At 38.2% G+C, this 23,221-nt stretch carries 27 protein-coding genes; 14 read left to right on the top strand and 13 right to left on the bottom strand.

Annotation, left to right across the window (positions count from 1 at the left end; genetic code table 11):
* Nucleotides 1–453: 453 nt before the first annotated feature.
* The 4 genes from Q1A47_RS09455 to Q1A47_RS09470 form a co-directional block, all read right to left on the bottom strand.
* Entirely contained in the window at nucleotides 454–1,215 is a 762-nt protein-coding gene (locus Q1A47_RS09455) for an AAA family ATPase (protein ID WP_026681913.1), read from the bottom strand.
* A 248-nt stretch (nucleotides 1,216–1,463) separates the two neighbouring features.
* Entirely contained in the window at nucleotides 1,464–2,984 is a 1,521-nt protein-coding gene (gene dacB, locus Q1A47_RS09460; RefSeq protein WP_034679289.1) for a D-alanyl-D-alanine carboxypeptidase/D-alanyl-D-alanine-endopeptidase, read from the bottom strand.
* Nucleotides 2,985–3,671: 687 nt separating this feature from the next.
* Nucleotides 3,672–4,100, bottom strand: coding sequence for a CHRD domain-containing protein (locus Q1A47_RS09465; RefSeq protein ID WP_026681910.1), 429 nt, complete (start codon nucleotides 4,098–4,100; stop codon nucleotides 3,672–3,674).
* Nucleotides 4,101–4,336: 236 nt separating this feature from the next.
* Nucleotides 4,337–4,477, bottom strand: coding sequence for a hypothetical protein (locus Q1A47_RS09470; protein ID WP_299631924.1), 141 nt, complete (start codon nucleotides 4,475–4,477; stop codon nucleotides 4,337–4,339).
* 174 nt (nucleotides 4,478–4,651) lie between these two features.
* Between Q1A47_RS09470 and Q1A47_RS09475 the strand changes: the two genes are divergently transcribed.
* The 4 genes from Q1A47_RS09475 to Q1A47_RS09490 all read left to right on the top strand — a co-directional run bounded on the left by Q1A47_RS09475 (nucleotide 4,652) and on the right by Q1A47_RS09490 (nucleotide 6,628).
* Nucleotides 4,652–4,750, top strand: coding sequence for a YjcZ family sporulation protein (locus Q1A47_RS09475; protein WP_166530617.1), 99 nt, complete (start codon nucleotides 4,652–4,654; stop codon nucleotides 4,748–4,750).
* Nucleotides 4,751–5,026: 276 nt separating this feature from the next.
* Nucleotides 5,027–5,179, top strand: a complete 153-nt coding sequence (locus Q1A47_RS09480; protein ID WP_080668705.1) for a YjcZ family sporulation protein — start codon at nucleotides 5,027–5,029, stop codon at nucleotides 5,177–5,179.
* 166 nt (nucleotides 5,180–5,345) lie between these two features.
* A complete protein-coding gene (locus tag Q1A47_RS09485; RefSeq protein WP_026681909.1) occupies nucleotides 5,346–5,825 on the top strand; it encodes a hypothetical protein in 480 nt (159 codons plus the stop codon).
* Nucleotides 5,826–6,226: 401 nt separating this feature from the next.
* On the top strand, nucleotides 6,227–6,628 hold the full coding sequence (locus Q1A47_RS09490; RefSeq protein ID WP_246484798.1) for a hypothetical protein: 402 nt from the start codon (nucleotides 6,227–6,229) through the stop codon (nucleotides 6,626–6,628).
* Nucleotides 6,629–6,770: 142 nt separating this feature from the next.
* Here Q1A47_RS09490 and Q1A47_RS09495 read toward each other — a convergent pair whose 3' ends face one another.
* Entirely contained in the window at nucleotides 6,771–6,977 is a 207-nt protein-coding gene (locus tag Q1A47_RS09495; RefSeq protein ID WP_034679890.1) for a DUF2642 domain-containing protein, read from the bottom strand.
* Between the two features lie 758 nt (nucleotides 6,978–7,735).
* Between Q1A47_RS09495 and Q1A47_RS09500 the strand changes: the two genes are divergently transcribed.
* A complete protein-coding gene (locus Q1A47_RS09500) occupies nucleotides 7,736–8,107 on the top strand; it encodes a VOC family protein (RefSeq protein WP_166530616.1) in 372 nt (123 codons plus the stop codon).
* 127 nt (nucleotides 8,108–8,234) lie between these two features.
* Here the strand turns inward: Q1A47_RS09500 and Q1A47_RS09505 are convergent, their stop codons facing one another.
* Complete coding sequence (locus Q1A47_RS09505; protein WP_166530615.1) at nucleotides 8,235–8,723, bottom strand: GyrI-like domain-containing protein; 489 nt, start codon at nucleotides 8,721–8,723, stop codon at nucleotides 8,235–8,237.
* A 217-nt stretch (nucleotides 8,724–8,940) separates the two neighbouring features.
* On the opposite strand from Q1A47_RS09505, the gene Q1A47_RS09510 reads away from it, so the two are divergent.
* The 5 genes from Q1A47_RS09510 (at nucleotide 8,941) to Q1A47_RS09530 (ending at nucleotide 11,639) form a co-directional block, all read left to right on the top strand.
* The gene (locus Q1A47_RS09510; protein WP_246484797.1) at nucleotides 8,941–9,138 is read left to right on the top strand and encodes a hypothetical protein; all 198 of its coding nucleotides are present in this window, start codon (nucleotides 8,941–8,943) and stop codon (nucleotides 9,136–9,138) included.
* A gap of 188 nt (nucleotides 9,139–9,326) precedes the next feature.
* Nucleotides 9,327–9,788, top strand: coding sequence for a DinB family protein (locus tag Q1A47_RS09515; RefSeq protein ID WP_166530614.1), 462 nt, complete (start codon nucleotides 9,327–9,329; stop codon nucleotides 9,786–9,788).
* A 336-nt stretch (nucleotides 9,789–10,124) separates the two neighbouring features.
* Complete coding sequence (locus tag Q1A47_RS20880; RefSeq protein ID WP_366141125.1) at nucleotides 10,125–10,247, top strand: hypothetical protein; 123 nt, start codon at nucleotides 10,125–10,127, stop codon at nucleotides 10,245–10,247.
* A 152-nt stretch (nucleotides 10,248–10,399) separates the two neighbouring features.
* On the top strand, nucleotides 10,400–11,182 hold the full coding sequence (locus Q1A47_RS09525) for a GNAT family N-acetyltransferase (RefSeq protein WP_246484800.1): 783 nt from the start codon (nucleotides 10,400–10,402) through the stop codon (nucleotides 11,180–11,182).
* A gap of 79 nt (nucleotides 11,183–11,261) precedes the next feature.
* Complete coding sequence (locus tag Q1A47_RS09530) at nucleotides 11,262–11,639, top strand: hypothetical protein (protein ID WP_166530612.1); 378 nt, start codon at nucleotides 11,262–11,264, stop codon at nucleotides 11,637–11,639.
* 448 nt (nucleotides 11,640–12,087) lie between these two features.
* On the opposite strand, the gene Q1A47_RS09535 is transcribed toward Q1A47_RS09530, so the two are convergent.
* Nucleotides 12,088–13,683 (bottom strand): M4 family metallopeptidase, encoded by a 1,596-nt coding sequence (locus tag Q1A47_RS09535; protein WP_034679881.1) that lies wholly within the window; start codon nucleotides 13,681–13,683, stop codon nucleotides 12,088–12,090.
* Between the two features lie 614 nt (nucleotides 13,684–14,297).
* On the opposite strand from Q1A47_RS09535, the gene Q1A47_RS09540 reads away from it, so the two are divergent.
* Entirely contained in the window at nucleotides 14,298–14,840 is a 543-nt protein-coding gene (locus Q1A47_RS09540) for a GNAT family N-acetyltransferase (RefSeq protein WP_026683045.1), read from the top strand.
* Nucleotides 14,841–14,878: 38 nt separating this feature from the next.
* Here the strand turns inward: Q1A47_RS09540 and Q1A47_RS09545 are convergent, their stop codons facing one another.
* Entirely contained in the window at nucleotides 14,879–15,223 is a 345-nt protein-coding gene (locus Q1A47_RS09545; RefSeq protein WP_026683044.1) for a DUF3889 domain-containing protein, read from the bottom strand.
* Nucleotides 15,224–15,376: 153 nt separating this feature from the next.
* Between Q1A47_RS09545 and Q1A47_RS09550 the strand changes: the two genes are divergently transcribed.
* Nucleotides 15,377–15,946: a histidine phosphatase family protein gene (locus Q1A47_RS09550; RefSeq protein WP_026683043.1), complete on the top strand. Its 570-nt coding sequence runs from the start codon at nucleotides 15,377–15,379 to the stop codon at nucleotides 15,944–15,946.
* Between the two features lie 275 nt (nucleotides 15,947–16,221).
* On the opposite strand, the gene Q1A47_RS09555 is transcribed toward Q1A47_RS09550, so the two are convergent.
* Nucleotides 16,222–16,776, bottom strand: a complete 555-nt coding sequence (locus tag Q1A47_RS09555; RefSeq protein WP_166530611.1) for a hypothetical protein — start codon at nucleotides 16,774–16,776, stop codon at nucleotides 16,222–16,224.
* 155 nt (nucleotides 16,777–16,931) lie between these two features.
* On the opposite strand from Q1A47_RS09555, the gene Q1A47_RS09560 reads away from it, so the two are divergent.
* On the top strand, nucleotides 16,932–17,297 hold the full coding sequence (locus Q1A47_RS09560) for a DUF4440 domain-containing protein (RefSeq protein WP_026683042.1): 366 nt from the start codon (nucleotides 16,932–16,934) through the stop codon (nucleotides 17,295–17,297).
* A gap of 404 nt (nucleotides 17,298–17,701) precedes the next feature.
* Here the strand turns inward: Q1A47_RS09560 and Q1A47_RS09565 are convergent, their stop codons facing one another.
* Entirely contained in the window at nucleotides 17,702–18,463 is a 762-nt protein-coding gene (locus Q1A47_RS09565; RefSeq protein ID WP_026683041.1) for an SDR family oxidoreductase, read from the bottom strand.
* 197 nt (nucleotides 18,464–18,660) lie between these two features.
* Between Q1A47_RS09565 and Q1A47_RS09570 the strand changes: the two genes are divergently transcribed.
* Nucleotides 18,661–19,290, top strand: a complete 630-nt coding sequence (locus tag Q1A47_RS09570; protein ID WP_121604185.1) for a TetR/AcrR family transcriptional regulator — start codon at nucleotides 18,661–18,663, stop codon at nucleotides 19,288–19,290.
* Nucleotides 19,291–19,625: 335 nt separating this feature from the next.
* Here Q1A47_RS09570 and cysC read toward each other — a convergent pair whose 3' ends face one another.
* From cysC to sat, 3 genes are read right to left on the bottom strand one after another with little or no spacing between them, the layout of a single operon-like run.
* On the bottom strand, nucleotides 19,626–20,228 hold the full coding sequence (gene cysC, locus Q1A47_RS09575) for an adenylyl-sulfate kinase (RefSeq protein ID WP_166530610.1): 603 nt from the start codon (nucleotides 20,226–20,228) through the stop codon (nucleotides 19,626–19,628).
* 11 nt (nucleotides 20,229–20,239) lie between these two features.
* Nucleotides 20,240–22,018, bottom strand: a complete 1,779-nt coding sequence (locus tag Q1A47_RS09580) for an SLC13 family permease (RefSeq protein WP_166530609.1) — start codon at nucleotides 22,016–22,018, stop codon at nucleotides 20,240–20,242.
* Between the two features lie 18 nt (nucleotides 22,019–22,036).
* A complete protein-coding gene (gene sat / locus Q1A47_RS09585) occupies nucleotides 22,037–23,209 on the bottom strand; it encodes a sulfate adenylyltransferase (protein ID WP_299631952.1) in 1,173 nt (390 codons plus the stop codon).
* Between the last annotated feature and the right edge of the window lie 12 nt (nucleotides 23,210–23,221).

The following is a 23,221-nucleotide window of genomic DNA, read 5'->3' on the forward strand; positions in this document are numbered from 1 at the left end:
TCAAACATTTCAAAATAACTACTTGGCTTAACGCAGTCATTGCACTGATTTTATACTTTCTTAACTTTGAACAAAAGGGAGCAATACGCTCTCCCTTTTTAGATATTAAATAAAACAAATGAATTTCTTTATTTAAATAATACATTTGTAGATACAAATGAAAAAATCGCTAATATCACCAGAATCACAACTAACGTATAAATTGTTTTTTTAACTCTTGACATATCCACTTACCTTTCCCTTGTTGGTTACACTTACACATCACATTTTCCATCCTTATACGTCCAAGCCCCTGTGAAAGCAAAGGAAATAGCCATATTTGCCTGAGAATACGCACTTGTTTTTGAATGACCTTCTATTTTTCCAAGAAAACTAAAGGGCTTATACCGTTATCGATAGTCTCCTCTTTCCTTCCAATGGATATATGACGTTTACCAGACAAATCAAACAGCTCTACTCGTAAAACAAATGATGGAGCATTCGATCCTTATTCTCAAAAAACTGCCGCATCATAGCATAATGACTTGTCTCTTCTAACGTCGTTTCCCGTATACCCGAATCCGATAATTCAAATAATAGAGACTGTGGATACGCCATAAGAATTGGTGAGTGGGTGGATATAATAAATTGTGAGCCATTTTCTACTAATTCATGAATGCGCGTAAGCATGGACATTTGTCGTAACGGTGATAAAGCCGCTTCTGGTTCATCTAATATATAAAGACCATTCCCTTGAAAACGATGAATAAAAGTTGCGAAAAAGGCCTCTCCATGAGATTGCTCATGTAAAGATTTACCTCCAAAGGAGTCAATAATACGTGGCCCAGCCATTGGCTGACTATCCATCACTTCAATATTCGTTGCTACATTGTAAAACGACTCTGCACGAAAGAAAAAATGATCGATCGGGCGCTGGACACCTTTACTAATCCGAATATAGTTATCTAAAGGTGAATGCGAATCATAGCTGGAAAAGTTAAAATTCCGCGTACCTCCCTCTGGATTAAAGCCTAATTCTACAGCAATTGCCTCTAACAGTGTTGATTTACCCATGCCATTTTCACCGATGATATACGTAACATTTGGATGAAAATCTAACACTCCCAAATGACGAATAACGGGTAGATCGAATGGAAATGTATCAAAGGAAGGCACTTGCTCCTGTTTTAACTGTAAGCTTTTTAAAAAAGTATTTTCAGATGTTAATCTAGGCATAGGGAATCACCTCTGCATAACGAGCTCTTTTTCTTTTCATTTTAGCATTCCAAGCTACATTTAGCGATAGCCATCTTCAACGTAAAAGAGCTGCCCAAAAAGCAGCTCTCCTCCGACATAACTGAATATACAATTCAATATTCTCGTAAGTAAACCTCTTTCACACACAAATTCTTCTCCCGAAGGGGTTTCCAAATAGGTTAGTTACTGTATTTACATAATACCTCAGCCATCCTCCATGGCATTCATTATTCTTCCGTAAATTCATGTGCTGCTAACGTGGTAGCTAGTTGATCTTCCACTCCTCTAATCGTTGCACTAGAACCCACGTAATTATTTACCATGATGGAGAAAATAAGCGGCTTCCCATCCTTCGTTGTAACATAGCCAGAAAGGGTGGATACCCCCGTTAACGATCCTGTTTTTGCTGTCACATTTCCTTTTGCTGGCTCTGATGTCATTCGATACCGAAGTGTACCTCCAACTAACCTTTCTGCTTCACCTGCAACCGGTAATGACTCCTTATAAGCAGCGAACCAGTCCTCATCCTGTACGTTGTAAAGCAATTCAGCAAGATCATTTGCTGGAATCATATTCTTATGCGACATTCCAGAACCATCCCGAAGTAGTATCGTGTCTTCATCTACACCAAAATCGGTAATAACGTCTCCGATCACCTGCAGCCCCTCATCCCAGCTGCCTTCATCGTTTATTACTTTTCCCATTTCCTTTGTCAGCACTTCACCATGCCCGTTATTGCTTAGTTTCATAAACGGAATGAGTAAATCCTTTAATGGCATTGACTGTTTAGATGTTAGGAGCTGGGCATCTGCCGGTGTTGCTGCAAACGTATCCTTGGAGTTGCCAATAAAAGAGATCCCCTGTGCTTTTAATGATTTTTTAAATACATCGAGCGCATATCCAGTTGGCTCCCATACCGATACCCACGACCTAGACGCTGCACCTTCTACTGGCATCGTACCCTCAACAACTACCGTATTCGATCCATGCTCTCGCTCAATCGAAATATCCCTCGGCTCTCCGGCATCCACCATTTTCGTGTTATTTTTAATCGTTATATAATCTGTCTCTGGCGTAACACGTATTTCCGCTTTTCCTTTGGCAGTATCTTTCGCAGTTGCTTCTACAATTACCGTACCAGCATCGTAGTCTTCATTTGGTGACAGGGTTAATGCCGAGACCTGTGCACCTGTATAAAATGGCTCATCAGACCAATTCAGATCCTGCGAAAGACGAACGTCATCATACCATGTATCATCACCTACAAGATCTCCCTTAATTTTCCGAATTCCTTGCTTCTTTAAATCCTTAGCAAATTGAACAAAATCCGTTTGGAGGAGGGTGGGATCACCCTTTCCTTTTAAGTATAGATTTCCATGTAGTACCTTCCCTCTTCGCTTACCATCCGTTAATATCTCTGTCGCAAATTGGTAGTCCTTCCCAAGTGTTTCTAAAGCTGCTGCTGCAGTTAGTAATTTCATGTTAGAAGCCGGATGTAGTCGAATGTCACCGTTCTGTTGATAAAGTAGTTCACCAGTATCTGCACGCTTAATGCTAACACCCGTAACCGTCCCTTCCAGATGCTCATTCGCTAGTATAGCGGAAAGCTTTTCATCCAACGGAGCATCTTCATCCATTTCTGCCTCTGTTATATCTTCGGATGCTTTTACAAATAAGGGCTCCTCCTGTTTCAAAAATGGGATTATCGTAATAAGTAAGAACAAGAGGAGCAAAAATCCTTTCTTCATGTGATTCTTCCAATCCATGAGCTTGTCCACATCCCCTCATTTTATTTGAATATTTTAATTATACAGTAAAATAGTGCGTTTATTAGAAATTTTATAAAAAAAGCTTCCATAGACCTAGATAAATAGGACCTTATTTATCCCTTCTACAGTCGCTAAGAGCTCCGCATACGCTCTTTCCATCAACGATACGAACCCGATCGATTCAACAACGATACCTTTGAAAGAATGCAAAGGTAAGTTTCACTGTATCTCACCAATCGGGCTTTACGAGCAATTGACCGCTCATTTATCTTTCATGATTCCTTCGAGAAGCTTAAAATGTGGACCTTTCTTCCCGATAATTCGGCTTAAAAAACGTGTCTTAGAAAGAAAAAGAATGTCATGTAATTTATGTTTCATTACCATATCATCTATGACAGGTTTCATAAGATAAAAGGTTATAACATGACAAACAAAGGAAAAGCCCATTGGTTTCTACTAGGATTTTTATATATAGAAGAGTGTCGTTTTATAACCTATTACCCTATCATATACATAAGCTTATGGAACGATGGACCACAATACTTTAATTGGGATTTATTTTATTTTGTAAGTTAGCCATCGTTACAATACATAAACAATTAAATTTCTTGCATAATCGGTTATAACTATCCTAGTGCGAATATCATTAGCGATTAATCGCGGAAACTAAAGTGGTACAATTTGACCTCTAATCTCCCCTGCAGGATTTTGTTCAGTATGAGCATTTACATACGTTAGTTCTCGTTCCATAGAATTTATTAAATCCTCTACAGTCCTTATTCCTACCTCATTTGGTACAATGTCATCATCAGTAATAATGCCAGTAATAACACCTCTTTGCGTCGTAATGCCATTTTGTTCCTCAAGCGTTTCTAGGTTAGCCCCAAATAGGAAAACTACTACTGGTCCATTTTCTCCACGTTCACCAAAGTGAATATGAGCCTGAATGAAATTTCGAATGTTCCGAACATCTAGCGAAAACTTTACTTTAGTTCTTCTTTTATTTACTACAAATTTTGCACTACCAAAAGCGTTAGTCTTTACCGGGGGGACTTCGTTATCTCCCTTCAATCTAGCTTTAAACGTTTTTAGCATGTTTTCACCTTCCTTCCATATAATTGCTATAGTTTATGTATGGATATATGGTCTGTATAGTTTTAAAACCTAATTGTTGGATGTATAGTAACGAGCCAGGTCACGCGGACATTAACTGTCAATGAAGGAACCAAAAGGCTAGCTTCTCAATTTTAATACTTGGGAATTAGAAATTCTGTAAAATCCGCATTTTCCTAATACACCATGTTGTCAAAGGAAATGCTAAAATTAGTTGCTTACATAATTTTATTTTGTTTAAAAGCCCGTAGGGTTAGCTTCCCTACAATAGGTGTCACTGAATATGGGTTCTCATCATGTTTACTTATTAACATATTTTCCATCGATGCGCCCATTGTAGGGTCCATAAGCCATAACATCATTTTTCAATCATGAATATCCCTCCTCTTGATATACGTTTAAAATGCCTCACGTAGTGAGGTTATGCAGTTCTAGACGGAAAAATCTTATCATTATCAGCGTATAACCAATCATAATAAAGCCTTCATTCATAGGTTATAAGAGAAGTCTATTTATTAGGGTCCGATCTAAAAATGTCACAGTATGGTGGTGGATTTGCGCTAGTTGTTGTGTTGTTTGTCGTTCTAATTATTGTTGGTGCTGGATCATTCGGCTATGGTAGTTACGGCTAATAAACGTAAATAAGAATTAAGACGAAATAAAGCAACCCAATTTAACGAATAATGATAGCCATGTTTGTCACTCCTACTATGTAGAGAGTGTTGATATAAATTTAATTTTGTTTATCCCCCACGGATGGTTAGTACCACAAGTATGACCTAAAGACTTTTGAACCAATCGGACATTTACTGGCAGTCGATCCACCACTTACCAATTTTGATTTCATTCTATTGCTTGAGGTGGGGGTCTTACTGTCAGTTATATGCAGGATAAAAGGAGGGATATGAATGTCATTCGGATATGGCGGTCAAGGCTATGGTGGCGGTTACGGCTGCGGCTATGGTGGTGGCTACGGATACGGTGGTGGATTTGCACTTATTGTTGTATTATTCATTCTATTAATCATTGTAGGAGCTGCAGCATTTGGACACAGTTATTAGAAAGTTTTAACGTAATAAATCGACAATTGAAGAAATGATGATGCTGACTTATATTTTATTTTTGTCAGCATCTTTTTTATGAAAACTTTCCAATCAATTACACCTACTTGGATATGTGATCATACCCTAAAAGATAATTCTTTTATCAAATAAGGGAGATGGTTTTTTGTATCCATTTTATAATTACAGAGTAAGCAATTGGGAAGCTGTTTTATCTTTTTTGTACCATAGTTTGTATGCTGAAGAAATGGTATGTGCTATGAGTAGCGAGTTATTCCATATACCGGAAACAAAGGATTTAAAAGGGAACAACGAAATGCATAGTCACCTAGTCCCTGCATCCTATCATCGTATAACCGCAGTGGGATCATCTCAAAGACTTACGAATGGTGAGCAACGGCAATCTATTATTGACACATTAATAGCTTGTATAATTAATGCGGAGACGCAAGATAAAAAAGTGCGTGAGGGCTTAGATACGATGGCTGAGAATGCGCCAACTGAATATAAATCCTTTATGGAAACAATTATCATATGGCAAGAGCAGGCAGAAGCGTATTTAAATGAAACAAAAGAAGCTTTACAATCAATGGGGATTTCTGTTCCATCAGAAAGCGAACAGTATAGTTCAAGAGGTTGGTCTTAGTGACTAACCTTTTTGTTTATATAAAAAATAATTGCAGAGATACAAGGTAGGATTTATTTAAAACAAAAGGAGCCTATACCTTTCCTTCCATACTCTAAATTATAGAAGGAACAAAAGCGGAAGCTCCCGAATAGAAACGTAGCGACTGGACTGAGGCAACGGAGATAAAAGAATGAAAGGTGATTTTAATCCACTTTGGAGTATTACGTTGATTAATTTGCATTTTCTAATTTTGAAATTCCCTTTATTTTAGCTGCATCATTTAATGTGGAGAACTGGGCATGTACCACTATTAAATTGCCAACAATAAGATGATATTTTAAATTTATTAGCTATACTTTGTAACATTTGCCTATGGGATGAATATTTTAGGAGTGAGTAATATAGGAAGGAAGGATACAATGCACTATCAACATGAAATGGATCACCCATATCAACACTATGAATCACCATATGAACCAGGCTATGATTCTCCATACATGGATCATAATACACACAAAAAACAAATGTATGAATTATGTAATAAATTTCATTTATACTTTGTGCAAATTCAAGCAATAGATGGGCAAATGTATGATGGCATTATTGAAGATGTAGATGACGACAGTGTAACATTGCTTATGCCATATGGTGATATGGACAGAGAAGTGGGAACGGAACGCCAATACGGCTTTGGGTATAGTGGATATGGTGGATATGGCGGATATGGTGGATTCGGTTTTCCTAGAAGGTTTCGTCGTTTTAGACGGTTCCGATTTCCATTTTTCCGACTACGTCGTTTATTTTTCCCATACTATTATTAATATTTCCCTCCGAATTGTTAATCCTTTCGAAAAAGATGCCTCTTTCATAAGTTGATAAGAGGCATCTTTTGATGATTAAAATCCTTCGATGTGTACTAGTAATCATTATTCATACTCGACTTTTTAGAAGGGTTCTTTTATTTTAAATAAAGAATAATGATGTCAACAATACAAGGGAAACAATAGCAAAGAAGGGAAAAAAGAACCCTGATACACCTGAATCAAGATAAATTCCTTTAGGAGTAACATCCTTTAGAACACCACGATAACATTTCCCATAGTGATCTACGACCTTAACTGGCTTTCCATAGTATTTACAGGCTTTTTGATAAAAGTAATCAGCTTTCATCAAATTCCTCCTTTCTTACCAATACAGTATTATCATATTCTAAAAGATTCTAACTGTATGGATAACTGAAGGAGGGGTTAAGTACAAATAAGTACCCGCTCATCAAACGGGCTGTTTGTTTCGCCATATGAAGGGCACTTTACCAACGAGAAGCTGGGACAAAACACAACTTCTTTACTCAAAATACGAATAATCATGTTATCAATAGGAGTATCATCGCCGCACCGTGAAACTATACGCGCTTTTCGCGGGCACGGCATCAGCTAACTTAGTAAAGAAAAACACGTTACCAAGTGGATCTTTGGACTCGTGCTGTTCCCGCCGGAGTCTCGCTTATTTCAGGTGCTAAATGAATGATTCTAATTAGAAAACGAATTGTTTCTTCATTCTTTTGTCTCAGCCTCTAATTTTATAATTTCCTCACTAGCGATCATTACATTTTGAAACTAAAGCCAAGCAACATACATTTCCTCAAGATTGCGAATATTGGTAATTCCAACTATAAAAATTCATGAAAAAACTTTATAATTAGGGTATGGTAGTCCTGTCCAAATCCCTAACTATAAGGAGTTCACATAAACAATCCTACCATTAGATTCAAAAATTATACAAAAAATGATTGAACACGCACAACTCGATACAGACTTGGCTGGGAATACATTGAGTTTTGTAGTCCTCATTCAAAAAAATACCTAATGTGTAAGAATTAGCTCCCAGCTTGCGTTACTTAAAGTGAAATCAAAAAAGGAGGTATAGAGATGATAAAAATTGGCGCTGTATTTATCCCTGTAACCAATATGGAAAAATCTGCTCAATGGTATCAGGAGAAGCTTGGGTTAAATCCTATTGGCGCTTGGCCAGATGGTAATGGAGCAGATTTTTATTTTACAGAGGAAAAGCAATATGTAACACTTATAAAGGTGAAAAAAATGCCACCAACCACTTTCCCTGACATTACGGATTTTCAGAATTCCTACTTCAATTTTACAACTGCTGATGTGCATGCATTACATACTGAATTAAAGCTAAAAGGTGTGCATGTTTCCGAGGTAGAGGATCATGGAGCAATTACTGGCTTTGACTTTTATGATCTAGATGGCAACACGTTTAGTGTCATTATAGATAGCTAGTATGAAAAGGGACAAACCAAACGAAATATAGATAAGGAAAATCTGAACTCCATTCGATATACGAAGTTATGTTCGAATAGTAGTTCAGAGTTTTATCGTTTATTCTTTAAAAGGCCCTTCTGTAAATCTAGCTTTTCTTTACGGGTATTAATATCGTAAATTCTGGCTCCTCTTCGATTTTATCCATCTTGTATAGCTCAACATGGGTTAAATGACCAACAGGGTTATCCTCATACCCTTGGCTTTGAATCCATTCATAGATATTTTGGTAGGAGCGATCTATTGCCTGTCCTTTTTCATGATCACACGTTGCATATGTTAGCTCAGGTACGGTTACAATCTCCATACCCGATGGAATCTTTTCCACGTCAGTCACTTCCACGACAGCATAATGGATGAAACCATTCGAAGCTGGATTTGCATGATAAGATAATCCAAAGAAACGATCTGGCTCCAATGCATCGACTATTTCATGTACTCGCCTTCGCAATTCTCTTTGCAGATTTCGAATTTCTCCAGCGGCCGCTCCAACAAATGTACCTTCCCATTTTAGACCAATTGCTGTAAACCCAGCTTTTGTCAATAGTTTCGCCTCATTAGCCTGCTTATCCCTCAAAATTATCAACCCTTTCCTAATTTTCTAACTAATTATATACTAATAGTGTGACAGGTCTAGTCTATATTTCCAACTATTTTCGGGAGAAGGGGGGCTACATTCTAACAAGCATGCTTACAGCTTAGTATAGCACGCCCTTCGACCAACCCTTGATGGAGCTAACAGTCTTACTTTATTTCACGAACAAATGCATAAGCTGGAAAGGAAAATTGCTTCTATGAAATTCTACATAGCCTCTAGTTTTAAAAACAAAGAACACGTACGTTACTTAGCAGAAGGGCTCGTCCATAACGGGCATCTACAAACATACGACTGGACACAGAATACCCGAGCAACCACGGAAAAGGAGCTACAATTCATTGGCAGCAAAGAGAAGCAAGCAGTTGTAGACTGTGATGTATTTTATTTATGCTAGTACCTGCAGGAAAAGGGAGTCATATAGAATTAGGCATTGCGACGGCTTTGGAAAAACAATCTATATCTTTTCAGAAACAACCATACCCCCAGAAAAAGCAAGTACCTTCTACTATTTGCCTTTTATCCAGAGAAGGCAGGGACTACTGAAAGATTTTCGGAACGAGCTAATAAAAAGGAGCTGATCGTTTGCTAACATTCTTCCGCTATAATTGGCAGGTTCGAGATGAATGGTTTGATTGGTGTAAGCCAATTTCTCATGATGAACTGGTAAAGCAACGAACTGGTGGTGTAAGAAGTATTTTGGGTACGCTCTTTCACATCATAGATGTGGAGCAAGCGTGGATAAACGGATTAGCTGGTAAAGAAGAATACCATTATGACAAAGAAGAATTTACCACCTTAGAGGATATAGTAACATTTTCCCAAACTTGTAGGAGACAAATTTTACCTTATATCGAATCGTATCATGCTGGTAAAGATTATAAGCCTTGTTTTGGAATGTTTACCCACGGGGAAATCATGCGTCATGTCATTGCTCACGAAATCCACCATGTGGGACAATTATCTATCTGGTCGCGCGAGCTAAATAGGGAACCCATCACTGCCAATTTAATACGAAGAGGACTTTATAACACAGATAAGGAGTAATGCTATTGTTTATCGTAAGTGTAGAAGGCGCCATTTATAAAGACAACAAATGGTTAATTGGAAAACGTAGTGTAAAGAAGATCATGCCGCTAATACATTATCACTAATTGATGGAAAAGTAGAGCAAAGAAGGCAATACGGATACCATACTTGAAACGACATTACGTAGAGAAATTACCGAGGAGGTAGGAATTTCTGTTAAGCACCCTATATATAACAAGCGCCTCCTTTGTAACCGATACAGGTATCCATGTTGTAAATATAGTATATCTATGTGAACATCAATCTGGTGAAGCAATTGCGAAAGATCCTAACGAGATAGCTGCTGTTTATTGGATGACAACAGAGGAGATCATCCACGGGTTCACGATCCCAGGATATGTGAAAGCTTATATTAAGCAAGCAGATCGCTTAAAGCAAAAGGTGATAACCAAAACAGAAAAGACATTCGAAACGTAACTACTTTTGTAATCGATTATCTCACGTATATGATTTGGAGCAGCTGTAAGGGGATTGCTACACAACTTTCCCTTAAGCTTTCATTATTTATAAGAGAATAATCATATACGAGCTATAGAAGGGATTGTGTGTACGTGATACTAACAAACGAAATGGCTTTGCAGATCGAACAAGCTGAGATTGATACACTCCAATCAAGATTAACTGCTATTTCCCACATCCAAGGAAATCCAATGGATGCTGACGTAAGAACATTTGGAAATGCTACTGCATTTACTGCTACCAAAATTCCTGGCCCTTCCTTTAATACAGTGAAAGGACTGACTGATAATGATAGCGACCATTTGGAGGAGATAATTGACTTCTACCAGCAAAAGAACATTCCGTTACAATTCGAACTAACTCCAGCCCATGTGTCAAATGTTGTATTTGATGCACTTGCTTCCAGAGGCTTTTACCAAAAAGGATTTCATACCGTTCTTTATGGAGAAACGGCGAAGCTTAAACGCAGACAGTTTCCTGATATTACTATCAAACCAATACATATAGACAATTTTAATACATTTGCACATATTTATACAAAAGGATTCGCAATGCCTGATTTTTTAAACCCCTTTATTGCAGAAAATAACGCTGTTTTGCACAAGGTGCCTGGCTGGACGTTTCTACTTGCTAATAGCAGCAATACACCGGCAGGAGTTGGTGTACTATTTACAAAGAATACGATTGCGAACTTAGCTGCCGCAGCAACGCTTCCTACGGACCAAAATAAGGGTGTGCATCAAGCCTTACTTCAACGACGTATCCAGCTTGCAAGAGAGGCAAACTGTAAAATCATCGTTGGTCAAGCCACATTTGGTAGTGTGAGCCAGCAGAACATGCAAAAAGCAGGAATGACCATCGCATACACCAAGTCAGTTTGGCGGAAGAAATAATCTCCTTATAGAAATAGGGATCATTTAACGGAATCCAGCATACTTTCAGTTAATAAGATTGTTGAGAGGTGTGATATCGTTGTATAAAACGGTTGTATTGGTTTATCTAATATTTTTCTTAATAGTGTTTGCTGCGTGTGAAACGGACAGTAAAGTGAAAGAAGACAGCGTAAAAGCTATAAAAGGGAATGATGAAAATTCAACAACTGCATTAAATGAAGCATATAATGATTGGGAGCTTACTCCAACCTTTGAGTATCATACGAAAAGTAAGGATGGTGAAGATTTAACTTATGAAGTTATCGGAAAAAAGGATGCATTTGGTATAACTGGCCCTTTCCCAATCGTATCTAGTAAATCACAAAAATATTTTTGGTTTTATTGGGGACAAGAAAATATTAAAAATCAACCAGTAGAAATAATGGCATTAAAAAAAAGGAGCAAAAGATTTAATTAAGGTGTTTTCTGGAGAATTCTACAGCGGAGCACAAATTAATAAAAACGAAGTTAATATGCCATCAAATTTATTATTCCCATCTCCCGGAGTTTGGAATGTACTCATTTTTATATAGTGAAACTTCATCCCGTGGGAGTTTTGTTTATCCCCCACGGATTGTTAGTTGAACCAATCGGACATTTACTGGCAGTTGATCCCCACCTATCCATATTGGTTTTACTTTATTGCTTGAGTGGGGGTCTTACTGCCAGTTATATGCGGGATAGATGATGAGCTTACTGGGAACATTGTCGTAGAAGTAGTATCAACTGATTAATTACGATGAACTGTAACATATTTATTTAAATACATCATTTAAGACAGCTTACCATCCCCACGGAAAAAATTGATCTAATACATAACCTAGCTACCTTCCAACAAAAGATAGTTAGGTATTGATTTTTTTCAACTAATAGACTCCAACAGCATTATAGGCTTGTTCGACAGCTGCCACCGCCTCTGATTCGTCTCCATATAGATCCGTCGCCGCTTGTATAGCAGCTTGACGCATCATGCTAAAATCGGAATTACTTGTTAAATAAAGGGATAGGGCGCGATAATAAATTTGTTCTGTTACATCACGGCCAACTCCATTCACTTCAACATCGTAATGCTCTCCTCCCTCTGAAACTAAATAAGCTGCTTTATTATTAATACTGCTGTTTATATGAACGCCACCATTATCTAATGGTCCTGTATATCTTCTATCCCAATGATCTGGATAGGGCTCCTGTGTGCGTCTTTCAATCAATGCCGTCGGATCTTCCATTGATCGCAAGGCCATCGTTCCATCTGCCATAATTGCATCACCGATTAGCCAATCATCCCGATCAACCATTGCCCCAAATATATCTGCAAACGATTCATTCAAGGCGCCAGACTGATTACGATAAATTAATCCGGCTGTATGCTGAACAACACCATGGCTCATTTCATGAGCAGCAACATCAAGTCCTCCTGCTAACGGATGAAAACGAATGCCATCTCCATCCCCATAGGACATCTGCCTCCCATTCCACGATGCATTATTCCAGTTATGTCCGACATGAACCGCTGATATTAAAATTTGACCATTGTCATCTACAGAATTACGATTAAAGGTATCCAAATAATAATCATATGTTTTTTGTGCATTTGCATGAGCATCGACGGCTGATCCATCCCGGAACATCTTATTTAAACTTGTTATATCTACATTTGTACCTGTTGTATGGTCATACGTTACTACCCCATCACCACGAGTAATATCAAATAGCCTGTACATCCCATTAAATGCCTGAGCCTCAAACATCTGTTTATCACCAAACACGCCTCTTCCAAAAGCAGTAACATGATGAGCAGCATTATATGAATCGATAATGCTACCATTGGACGCGTCAACAAAATAATGCCAAAACCCTACGGATGGCTGTGTAGTAGAAGCCGTAACAAGATACGTGTCATAGAATTTTTCCTTATATTCATATAAATATCGTTTTGCATCTACTTCACCATCATAATCCTTTACTTCCCCAATTTTCTTTTCAATATGTGCTTTAGCAATTTCTTTTGCTTTCGCTGCTGATACCGTCGTTTTTTCTGCCACATTTTTCGTTTCTATTGCAGGAATAACCTTACCGAAATACGCAGTAACGTCTTTATTTTCATCTAATGTAATTGTCTGATCCGCGCCAAATATAGGTATGCCTTTATACAACTGCTCTAGCTTAAAATGGGTGGTGCCTGTTTCCCGATCTATTTGTTCATTTGTTATGTTAAAATTAATATGCGAACGATCTGTTAATTGAAAGTGTTCTTGATTGGATTCCAAATATGAAAGGACAACCTCTTTTTTGGATAGACCACTTGGTGCCTGCCATTTTTCAATAATATATGAGGGGGTATCGTAGGAGTTATCTATGTTTATTTTTGTTTCTTGCGCATGAATCATAGTACTATGGGTAATCATTCCAAATGACAATGGAACCGCCAGTGTCAAAGCCATCCATTTTTTCTTTAATTTCATACCTACCATCCTTTCCATCTTTCATAAATTAGCCGCTGCCCGGAGCAAGCGGAGCCGTTCATCCTTCACTCCCTTTCTGCTATTAATTATGAAGTCTACACCCTCTTAACTCTAGTAAATTTTAAAAATGAATTGCTAGAATCTTACGTGTAGAAACTATTATAGATTAATAGACTCGATAAATTTGTCGAAACCCGTAGCTATGTTTATGAATAATAAAAAATGATTAATATGTACTGATTTCTGTTTACTTATACATAGGAGTTAGGAATGAAACCCATTAGAAAAGAAGCTGATTTCGTTACTTTTTTCGAGGCTAAATAACTACCCTTATCTGTCAACGAAAAGAAACCTCTGTTAAAAACGATTCAAACCTCCTAATAAAGCTACGGTTATTATAAATAATAGCTAAAATGTTATAACTTATTCACTATAAATCCGAGAAAAATTAGCGATTATACTCCATCATTCGTCTTGACCCTTCATTTGTTTGCACCTTTTTCCTCAGTTTATTTGGAAAGCAAAACAGAAATAGTTTTTATTTTTTCAGCAATAAAATAGAAGGAAATTCTACAAAATAACTCGAAATAGATAGATGGAAGGAAGTGAAAGCGATGTTAAAAGGAAAACATTTCTATCTAAGGCCGTTTACCGAAGACGATGTGACCGAATGCCTGAATCTCGAAAAACGGAACCGCTCCTTTTTTGCAGCCTATTCCATAGAAAGAGAAGAGGATTTTTATACAGAAGAGGCTCAGCTTAAAAGAATTCGGCAAGCGATAAGTAGACAAGCGAAAGAAGAGGAGTACCATTTTGGGATGTTTCTAAACGAAGAGGACAAGCTAATTGGTACGATTAATTTGTTTCAAGTAAAGCGGGGACCAGTACAGTGTGCACTTATCGGCTACGTTCTTGATAAATCTCATAATGGCAAAGGATACATGACCGAGGCGGCTAAGCTTGTAGTAGATTTCGGATTTAACGAGCTGAAGCTCCATCGGATTGAAGCAGGAGTTATGCCACATAATACCGGATCGATTCGTGTATTAGAGAAGGCAGGATTTCATAAAGAAGGTATTGCCAAAAAGAATGTGAAAATAAACGGAAAGTGGGAAGACCATCAAGTATTAGCTATCATCAATCCAGAAGATATGTAGGAACAAAAGCGCAGATCGATTATCGTCATGCGCTTTTGTCAATTCGACGTCTCCTCAAAGGAAATTCCTTCTACTTTTTCTGACGATACATGATGCTTTATATGAATTCGCACACCAAATTCCTTATCTCCTTCTCGTAGCCACAGCTTAAATTTTTCTATTCTTGAGTCATCCTGTTCTTCATTGCCACTGTATAAATAATCAACAATCTCGGCATCTGGATATTTAGCCATCGTTGCTTTGACAGCCATTTTACCCCACTTTGCATAGGCAGGAACTTCTTCAACAACAGCTGCAGCAGCTTGTTCTGTAGGAATTAGAGAAGTCGCCCCTGTAATAAGCATCAACCCACTCAAGCTAACCGCCATAAAAAATGTATGCATCGGTCCATCCTCCTTTATACATTTAGAATGTGAAGAATTTGTGAATTTATACGTATCTTGATTTGTGAACTTCGAACACGTTTACTGTGAACTCCAACGAATTTTATTTAGTATAATAAATGAATAGGTGATGAAGGGGAGGGAGCAATGAACATGACAACTATTTGTTTAATTAGACACGGGGAAACCGATTGGAATGCTGCGGGAAAGCTCCAAGGCAAAACGGATATTCCATTAAATGATACTGGTAGAAAGCAAGCTATGAAATGTGCTACATATTTAAATAGCGAAGATTATGATGAACTGATATGTAGTCCATTACGAAGAGCGAAGGAAACTGCAGAAATTATAAATAAGCAACTACAATTACCATTTAAAATAATGGAAGCGTTCAAGGAACGATCTTTTGGAAAAGCAGAAGGAATGACCATCGCAGAAAGGAATGAAGCTTATCCTGATCGCAACTTCCCTAATCAGGAAGAGCGGGAGGATTTTCAAGCACGAGTAATGGGTGGTATTGCAAAAGTGAAGGAGCAATACCCTAACAAACGGATTTTATTAGTTGCACATGGCGCTGTAATTAATGCGATACTCTCCGAGCTATCTGACGGGGAAATTGGTTCTGGTAAAACAAAGCTTATGAATGGATGTATTAGTAATATTCATGTTCAGCAAGATGATTGGAAGGTTCGTGACTATAATCAAACAGAACATCTCTCCTAAGAAAAAAGCGCAAGCGCTCGATTAGAAACGTAGCGACTGGAGTGAGTCAATAGAGATAAAGGCTTCAAGTTGAAGCTTGCGAGCCAATGATGACTTATCGTAGGGGGTGCCCGCCATGGCGGCACCCCTATATTTGTGTATGTTAATCAATTATCAATGTATCTTTCTGTTTTTGTAAGCACATTACATACCGGACAACGATGGGGCTTAACATCCAGTTCCACATGGAGCTGAAAAACTCCACACATAGACATCTGTCATCCTTTTTTTGATGATCATTCCTTTACTTCAATAATAAAGCTAGCCTCGGCTTCCTGTATACGTACTTCTACATTTCCTGATTCCGTAAATGTATAGGGGGAAAGCTCATATATACTTTGCACATCATGCGCTTCTGCCAAACCATTGATTACTTGGTCATTTAATTCGGTTATATTTGCCTCCCACGTTTCCGTTGCACCTGATGGATAGGTAAGCTCTACTACCGTGTTGCCCTCTAAATTCCAATCTTCCCATGTGACAAGATGAAGATTGGCTTCTTTATCTTTAGTTACAAGTCCATCACCATAATATCCGACATCACCAATTTCACCAAAAACTGTATGTTCATTCCCATTCACCTGTATATCTAAATAGGGTGGTTGATAGGTCACTTCATAATAAATTCCATAAGCGAGCGATACAACGCCTGCAACGGAAAGCCCAATCATTAACTTTTCAAATGTCCCTTTTTTAAAACCACTCATAAACTCCGAAAATGCTGCAAATTTAGCTATTAAAACTAAAACAATAATAACAGCAATTATACCAATTCCTAAGATAATATACATTTTCTCTCTCCCCATCCCCAATCTAATTTTATAAATTTCTGAATTAAAATGTCAACAGCATAAATAAACGAACGTATATTCTTGTTTTTATGCGTAAACAAAGCTATACTTTTAACAGGTACAATTAAAACGAAACATAAGAGGAGTGACTAATCATGAACTATAAAAATGCACTTACACAGTATATAGATGCAACGAACTCACATGATTTCCAACAGGTTGAAAAGATGTTACATAAGGATGCACATTATTGGTTTACCGATAAAACCTGTGCTTCCATCCCTGAAATAAAAATGTATTTCGAGCACGCGTGGAGGACAATTGAGGATGAAATTTACCAAGCAAAAAACATTCAGTGGATCGCTGTCGATGAACATACAGCAACCTGTATCTACAACTACCATTATAAAGGGTACTATGAAGGGCGGCTTGTTTCAGGAAGCGGACGTGCAACGAATGTTTTTGTACAAACGGAGGATGGGAAGTGGAGGCTTATTCACGAGCATTTAAGTAGTTTGTAAGTTCATCACATAACGTTTAGCAAGAAAGGACACAACCTTTGTATACGAGCAAGTTATCTTCATTTTTTATATAATGGAAAAGGGAAGGATAGGATCTAACTAAAACAGTCCATTCTAAAGATGCACAATAGCAAATATTCGTAGATTGTTGAAAAAAGAAGATCGCTTTTCCTGCGTGCGATGTACTGCTGTCGAAGCCTTCCTTATCCTGCGAGAGTACAAGATAAAAGGCTTCGAGCAGACACCGTAGTACGACATTTCACCAGCAAGAGGAGGGGCACCAGCCGAACGCGGAAGCACGTATATTTCTGGAGCGAATTAGTTGAACGAACGATCATTTTTAGTTGTTTCATTTTTTTCTTCGATTAGAACGCTTTTGCCCCCGCATATCTAGTACTTTTTCATTAGAATGCTGCTGTCCAGCCTGCATCTGCAGTAATGACCGTACCATTTATAAAGCTTGAATCTTCAGATGCTAAGAATAGAGCTACATTGGCAATTTCTTCAGGTTGTCCAGCACGTGGCATAACTGCCTGACCAGCTTTTGTACGACTTGCTCCAAGCTCGTTTACGTTTTTCATGGATGCACCGATATTGGTTGCAACACCACCTGGAGCAATTGCATTACATCGAATACCTTTATCTGCATACATATAGCCAGTGTTCTTCGTAAAACCAATTACAGCGTGTTTGGAAGCAGTATATGTTGCACCAGCATGCGCCCCATTTAAACCGCCAGTTGACGCAGTATTAACAATAACGCCTTTTCCTTTTTCTAGAAAGATCGGTAGGGCTTTTCTTGTAGCACGCATTACCGCAGTTGTATTAATGGCAAAGATTCGCTCCCAATTCTCATCTTCGATTTCGCCTGCGGGCTCAAAGCCATCCATAATTCCTGCATTATTGACTAGAATATCTAGCGTCCCAAATTCTTGAACAGTTATATCAATTAATTGGTCGATTTCTTCACGTTCTGCTACGTTTGTCTTCATTGCTCTTGCTGTACCACCAGCTGATTCGATGGCAGAAGCTACCGCATCTGCACCTTCTAAATTAATATCCGAAACGATTACTTTAGCACCCTCTTTGGCATAGAGCTCAGCAATAGCTTTTCCCATACCTGAAGCAGCACCAGTAACAATTGCTACTTTGCCTGATAATTTCATTCATAATCTCTCCTTTATCTACATATAAATAGGTCTTCCAACTAATGACAATATCATGTGACTGTATACTAGAAGCATAATGTACTATACTTAAGGTAGCAATATTCAAATAACCGCTAACATGTTGATTAATCAACATTAAACACCCTTGATGTTGAACATAACAAAATAATAAACAGATTGGTGGTAGATTGTATATGAAAGTAGATCGGCGGATTCATAAGTCAAAAACTGCATTAAAATCTGCGTTGCTTACACTTATGAAAGAAAAGGAATTACGACAAATCACCATCACGGATATTGTCAAAACAGCGGATTTAAATCGGGGAACATTTTATAAGCACTACCAAATACAAGAGGATCTACTCCATGAGCTAGTCGACGATGTCATATCTGATTTAACTAAATCTTACCGCGATCCATATGCTAATAAGGAAATATTTAGTCTCCATGACCTGACCCCTGCTAGTATTAAAATATTTGAACATGTGGCACGTTTTGCTGATTTCTATCAAACCATTATTTATCACGAACATGTATTACCAGGTTTTCAAAATAAATTATGTGATATTTTGAAAAAATTGCCAATGAACGATCTTGCACAGCTGCAAAAAGAGGACAGGGGAGACAATTCAATTGAAAAAGACTTACAGATAAGTTATCAAGCTTATGCGTTATTTGGAATGATTATGGAATGGGTAAAAGGTGGATTCAAATATTCCACTGACTACATGGCTGACCAATTAATTAAAATGCTGTCAAACAGACCTATTTCTATGCAATATCTTACACCTAAAGTAATGGAAGCATCGGAAACAACTTCATAAGTTAAAAAGAACGTCTCATAAGGTAGCTTATCGATACTAACTGGAATACACTCCTCTTCCTTGGCAATGATTCAGCTTGCGCATGAGAGAAAATTCACTGCCAGATTCGTGAAGTCGCCTCGTTACGGGGCGCTGGAGCTGGGCGTGGCTCAACACGCCATTTTTATCCACATGGGCTAATATAATACTTTCTTAGCTTTTTAACCTTATGAGACAGTTCTAACATTACGCTAGAATTGATGCTGTATCGCCATAAATATGCATTCCTTTGATTTGCTACGATTCATACAGATAATTTCTTCTAAGGTTTTCCCTTCGAACAGCATCATTTATCCTTACGTTAAATAATCATTTTCTAACAAGTAATTAATAACCTGCTGCGTCGCTTCTTCAATCGATTGTTTCTCTGTATCAATAGTTAGTTCAGGAGCAATTGGTTCCTCATAAGGTGCATCGACACCAGTAAAACCCGCTATTGCACCAGCACGTGCTTTTTTATATAATCCCTTGGGATCACGTTCTTCACACGCTTCTAAACTACATTTTACATATACCTCAATAAATTCTTTATCTGGCAGCAGCGCTCTTACAAGATTGCGGTCTTCTCGATATGGAGAGATAAAGGCAGTCAATGTAAGAACACCCGCATCGATAAATAGCTTCGATACTTCGCCAATTCGTCGGATATTTTCCGCTCGATCCTCCGGTGTAAACCCAAGATTCTTGTTCAATCCATGCCTAATATTATCACCATCTAGCCGATACGTGTAAATACCTAGTTGATAGAGCTTCCTTTCCAGCTCCACGGTAATCGTTGATTTCCCGGAGCCAGATAGCCCCGTAAACCAAAGTACTGCACTTTTATGTTTGTTTCGTTTCTGCCTAGCTTCTTTTGATACAATCGAGTCATGCCAAGCAATATGCTTCGACTTAGTCACATTTTTCCCTCCTAAAACCACCAGAAGTATACAATCATAACCGTAATAAGCATTACCAAGATACTTAAGGGTGTCCCTATTTTTACATAGTCTTTGAATGTATAGCCACCAGGACCATAGACAATTAAATTCGTTTGATACCCAATCGGCGTAATAAAGCTAGAAGACGCCGCGATCGTCATTGTAATTGCAAAGCCCATTGGCTCTAAATCTAGGTTAGCTGCCATTTCGAAGACGATCGGGATCATCAAAATAGCCGCTGCGCTGTTTGTAATGATTTCCGTGAATAGATTTGTTGCTATATAAATAAGTAATAGTAAGCTAAACAGGCCAAGTGGCTCTCCTACACTCAATATATTATCAGCAATCCAAGGTGCTAAGCCTGATTTCATCATCGCCATGCCAATACCAAATGAACAGGCAATTAGCAATAGCACATCAAAATGAATATATTTCTTTACCTCTTCCATTGTGATCACCTTCATTGCTAACATGATTACAACTACGATAGCCATCGCCTTAAACATGCTCAATATACCGATTGTAACCAATAGAATCATCGCTAAAAAGAGAATGATTGTTATCCAGCCTTTAAAAGGATTTCGCTGAAATGTATTCGGTCGATCTAATGGGGTTACTACATAAAAGTCTTCCGATTGCTGATACTTTTCCATAAAATCGGCTCCTGCTAGTAATAGTAAGCTATCACCTGGCTTTAACAAAATATCACCAATTTTGGATTTTATTCGTTCGCTATCTCGGTGAACTGCAATAACTCCAGCATCGTATAAGGATCGAAACTTAGATTGCTTCACCGATTTGGAAAGCAAGGAGGACTGATGCGATACAACAGCTTCTACAATTGTTGAGCTACCATTCTTTAAATCATCAAAATCAACTTGCTTTCCCATTCTTAACGATAACCCTTTCGTTGTTTGCACCTCAGCTAATGCCGTGATTATACCGGTAAAAATGAGACGATCACCAGCTTGAATAATGGTTGTAGCGCGGACAGGTGATACGCGCTCCTTACCACGGATAATTTCGATTAAATAAAGTCCCTTTAACTCTCTTAATCCAGCCTCTTTCACACTACGATTTACCGCTGAAAACGAATCCTCAACAACCATTTCAGCAATATATTCTCGGGAATCCTCTTTTACCTGCTGTTGAAAACCTTTATTTTCCGGTAACAGGCGTCTGCCTATGACAATCAAATAAAGGAGACCAACAATGGTACTCGGAACGCCAATAATTGCTAACTGAAAGACTGAAAATCCATCATAGCCGTAATCAATTAGCATACCATGTACGACAAGGTTGGTGGACGTCCCCATTAACGTAATGGTTCCACCTAAAATGGTCGCATAGGAAAGGGGGATTAAGAATTTTGATGGTGCAATTTGATGCTCCTCACACCAATTTTTAATTAATGGTGTAAACGTAACAACAATCGGTGTATTATTTAAAAATGCAGAAAGTGTAGACGTTGGTATCAGTACTCGGACCATTGAACCAATTAAACTATTACTTTTATTTAGCCAGTTCTTCATAATGTCTTCGATAATACCGCTTTTTTGAATGGCACCAGCTATAATAAATAACAGAGCAATGGTTAGCATTCCTTCATTAGAAAAACCAATAAGCGCGTCCTCTGGTGTTACAATACCTATTAATAAAAAGATGGTTAATGCGGTAAACACAATGATGACTGGACGCGCAATATCCATGATAAGTCCACCAATCATGAAACAAATTACGATAGAAACAATGATCATCTCACTCGACATGAGGAACCTTCCCTTTACTTAACGTTGTCTGAAGCCTTCCCTTAACACTTTTGCTACTTCTGGGCGTGAAAATTCTTTTGGCAACTCTTCTCCATTACGTAGCTTCTCACGTACTTTCGTGCCACTTAAATGAACGTGGTAGGATTTATCATGTGGACATGTTTTTTCTGTTCCCATGTTTTCACATGCTGTGCAATAAAATGCATGTTCAAATGCAAATATTTGAATTCCTAGCTCTGCCTCGTATTGAGAAATTAACTCCTGCGCTTCGTAAGTTCCATAATAATCACCAACACCTGCATGGTCCCGCCCAACAATAAAATGCGTACAGCCATAGTTTTTTCGAACGATGGCATGTAAGATAGCCTCTCTTGGACCAGCATAGCGCATCGCTGCAGGATAGATTACTAGTCTCGTTCGGTCTTTCGGATAATATTTATCTAAGATGACTTCATAGCTTTTCATTCGTATGTCAGCTGAGATATCATCTGATTTTGTTTCTCCTACTAAAGGATTAAGCAATAGCCCATCAACAGATTCTAATGCACATTTCTGAATATACTCGTGTGCCCGGTGCACTGGGTTCCTTGTTTGAAAGCCAACAATTGTTTTCCATCCTAATGCTGCGAATAATTTCCTTGTTTCTCTTGGATCTAGCTGATAATTAGCGAATTGATTATTTGCTTTCTTTTGAAGTAGATGAATAGGACCAGCTAGATATATATCACCTTTTTCATACACTTTTTTAACACCTGGATGTGATGGGTCAGTTGTGCCATACACAAGCTTTGCTTCTTTTTCCTTATCATAGTGATACTTCTCGGTAAGATATAAGACACCATATACCTCATCATCCTCGCCAATCAGTGCGATTTGTTCACCAATTTCCAATGCCTCTGCTTGTGCTTTTTCTACATCTAGTGTGATAGGGATACTCCAAATCGTGCCATCCTCCAACCGCATTTCTTCTACAACTCTTGTATAATTTGTCTTCCCCATAAATCCAGTAAGAGGGCTAAAGCCTCCATTCGCAATCAACTCCAAATCGGAGAGATGCCACGTATTTACTGTTACTGTTTTTACGTTCGCTATTTTTTGCAAATAGGCATCCCGTTCTTCCTTAGCGACTTGCCTTTGGATTAATTTACCTCCATGAGGTATACTTCCTATCTGTTCCGTTGTTGATATCACTTAAGCTCCCTC

It is taken from the genome of uncultured Virgibacillus sp. (genome assembly GCF_947495635.1).
Lineage (GTDB): Bacteria > Bacillota > Bacilli > Bacillales > Amphibacillaceae > Virgibacillus > Virgibacillus salarius.

Excerpts from the sequence above, each read along its gene's own strand:
- Q1A47_RS09455 (WP_026681913.1), bottom strand. The coding sequence starts at position 1,215 with ATGCCTAGATTAACATCTGAAAATACTTTTTTAAAAAGCTTACAGTTA.
- dacB (WP_034679289.1), bottom strand. The coding sequence starts at position 2,984 with ATGAAGAAAGGATTTTTGCTCCTCTTGTTCTTACTTATTACGATAATC.
- Q1A47_RS09465 (WP_026681910.1), bottom strand. The coding sequence starts at position 4,100 with ATGCTAAAAACGTTTAAAGCTAGATTGAAGGGAGATAACGAAGTCCCC.
- Q1A47_RS09470 (WP_299631924.1), bottom strand. The coding sequence starts at position 4,477 with ATGTTATGGCTTATGGACCCTACAATGGGCGCATCGATGGAAAATATG.
- Q1A47_RS09475 (WP_166530617.1), top strand. The coding sequence starts at position 4,652 with ATGTCACAGTATGGTGGTGGATTTGCGCTAGTTGTTGTGTTGTTTGTC.
- Q1A47_RS09480 (WP_080668705.1), top strand. The coding sequence starts at position 5,027 with ATGTCATTCGGATATGGCGGTCAAGGCTATGGTGGCGGTTACGGCTGC.
- Q1A47_RS09490 (WP_246484798.1), top strand. The coding sequence starts at position 6,227 with ATGCACTATCAACATGAAATGGATCACCCATATCAACACTATGAATCA.
- Q1A47_RS09495 (WP_034679890.1), bottom strand. The coding sequence starts at position 6,977 with ATGAAAGCTGATTACTTTTATCAAAAAGCCTGTAAATACTATGGAAAG.
- Q1A47_RS09500 (WP_166530616.1), top strand. The coding sequence starts at position 7,736 with ATGATAAAAATTGGCGCTGTATTTATCCCTGTAACCAATATGGAAAAA.
- Q1A47_RS09510 (WP_246484797.1), top strand. The coding sequence starts at position 8,941 with ATGAAATTCTACATAGCCTCTAGTTTTAAAAACAAAGAACACGTACGT.
- Q1A47_RS20880 (WP_366141125.1), top strand. The coding sequence starts at position 10,125 with ATGACAACAGAGGAGATCATCCACGGGTTCACGATCCCAGGATATGTG.
- Q1A47_RS09525 (WP_246484800.1), top strand. The coding sequence starts at position 10,400 with ATGGCTTTGCAGATCGAACAAGCTGAGATTGATACACTCCAATCAAGA.
- Q1A47_RS09535 (WP_034679881.1), bottom strand. The coding sequence starts at position 13,683 with ATGAAATTAAAGAAAAAATGGATGGCTTTGACACTGGCGGTTCCATTG.
- Q1A47_RS09540 (WP_026683045.1), top strand. The coding sequence starts at position 14,298 with ATGTTAAAAGGAAAACATTTCTATCTAAGGCCGTTTACCGAAGACGAT.
- Q1A47_RS09545 (WP_026683044.1), bottom strand. The coding sequence starts at position 15,223 with ATGCATACATTTTTTATGGCGGTTAGCTTGAGTGGGTTGATGCTTATT.
- Q1A47_RS09550 (WP_026683043.1), top strand. The coding sequence starts at position 15,377 with ATGACAACTATTTGTTTAATTAGACACGGGGAAACCGATTGGAATGCT.
- Q1A47_RS09555 (WP_166530611.1), bottom strand. The coding sequence starts at position 16,776 with ATGTATATTATCTTAGGAATTGGTATAATTGCTGTTATTATTGTTTTA.
- Q1A47_RS09560 (WP_026683042.1), top strand. The coding sequence starts at position 16,932 with ATGAACTATAAAAATGCACTTACACAGTATATAGATGCAACGAACTCA.
- Q1A47_RS09565 (WP_026683041.1), bottom strand. The coding sequence starts at position 18,463 with ATGAAATTATCAGGCAAAGTAGCAATTGTTACTGGTGCTGCTTCAGGT.
- Q1A47_RS09570 (WP_121604185.1), top strand. The coding sequence starts at position 18,661 with ATGAAAGTAGATCGGCGGATTCATAAGTCAAAAACTGCATTAAAATCT.
- Q1A47_RS09580 (WP_166530609.1), bottom strand. The coding sequence starts at position 22,018 with ATGTCGAGTGAGATGATCATTGTTTCTATCGTAATTTGTTTCATGATT.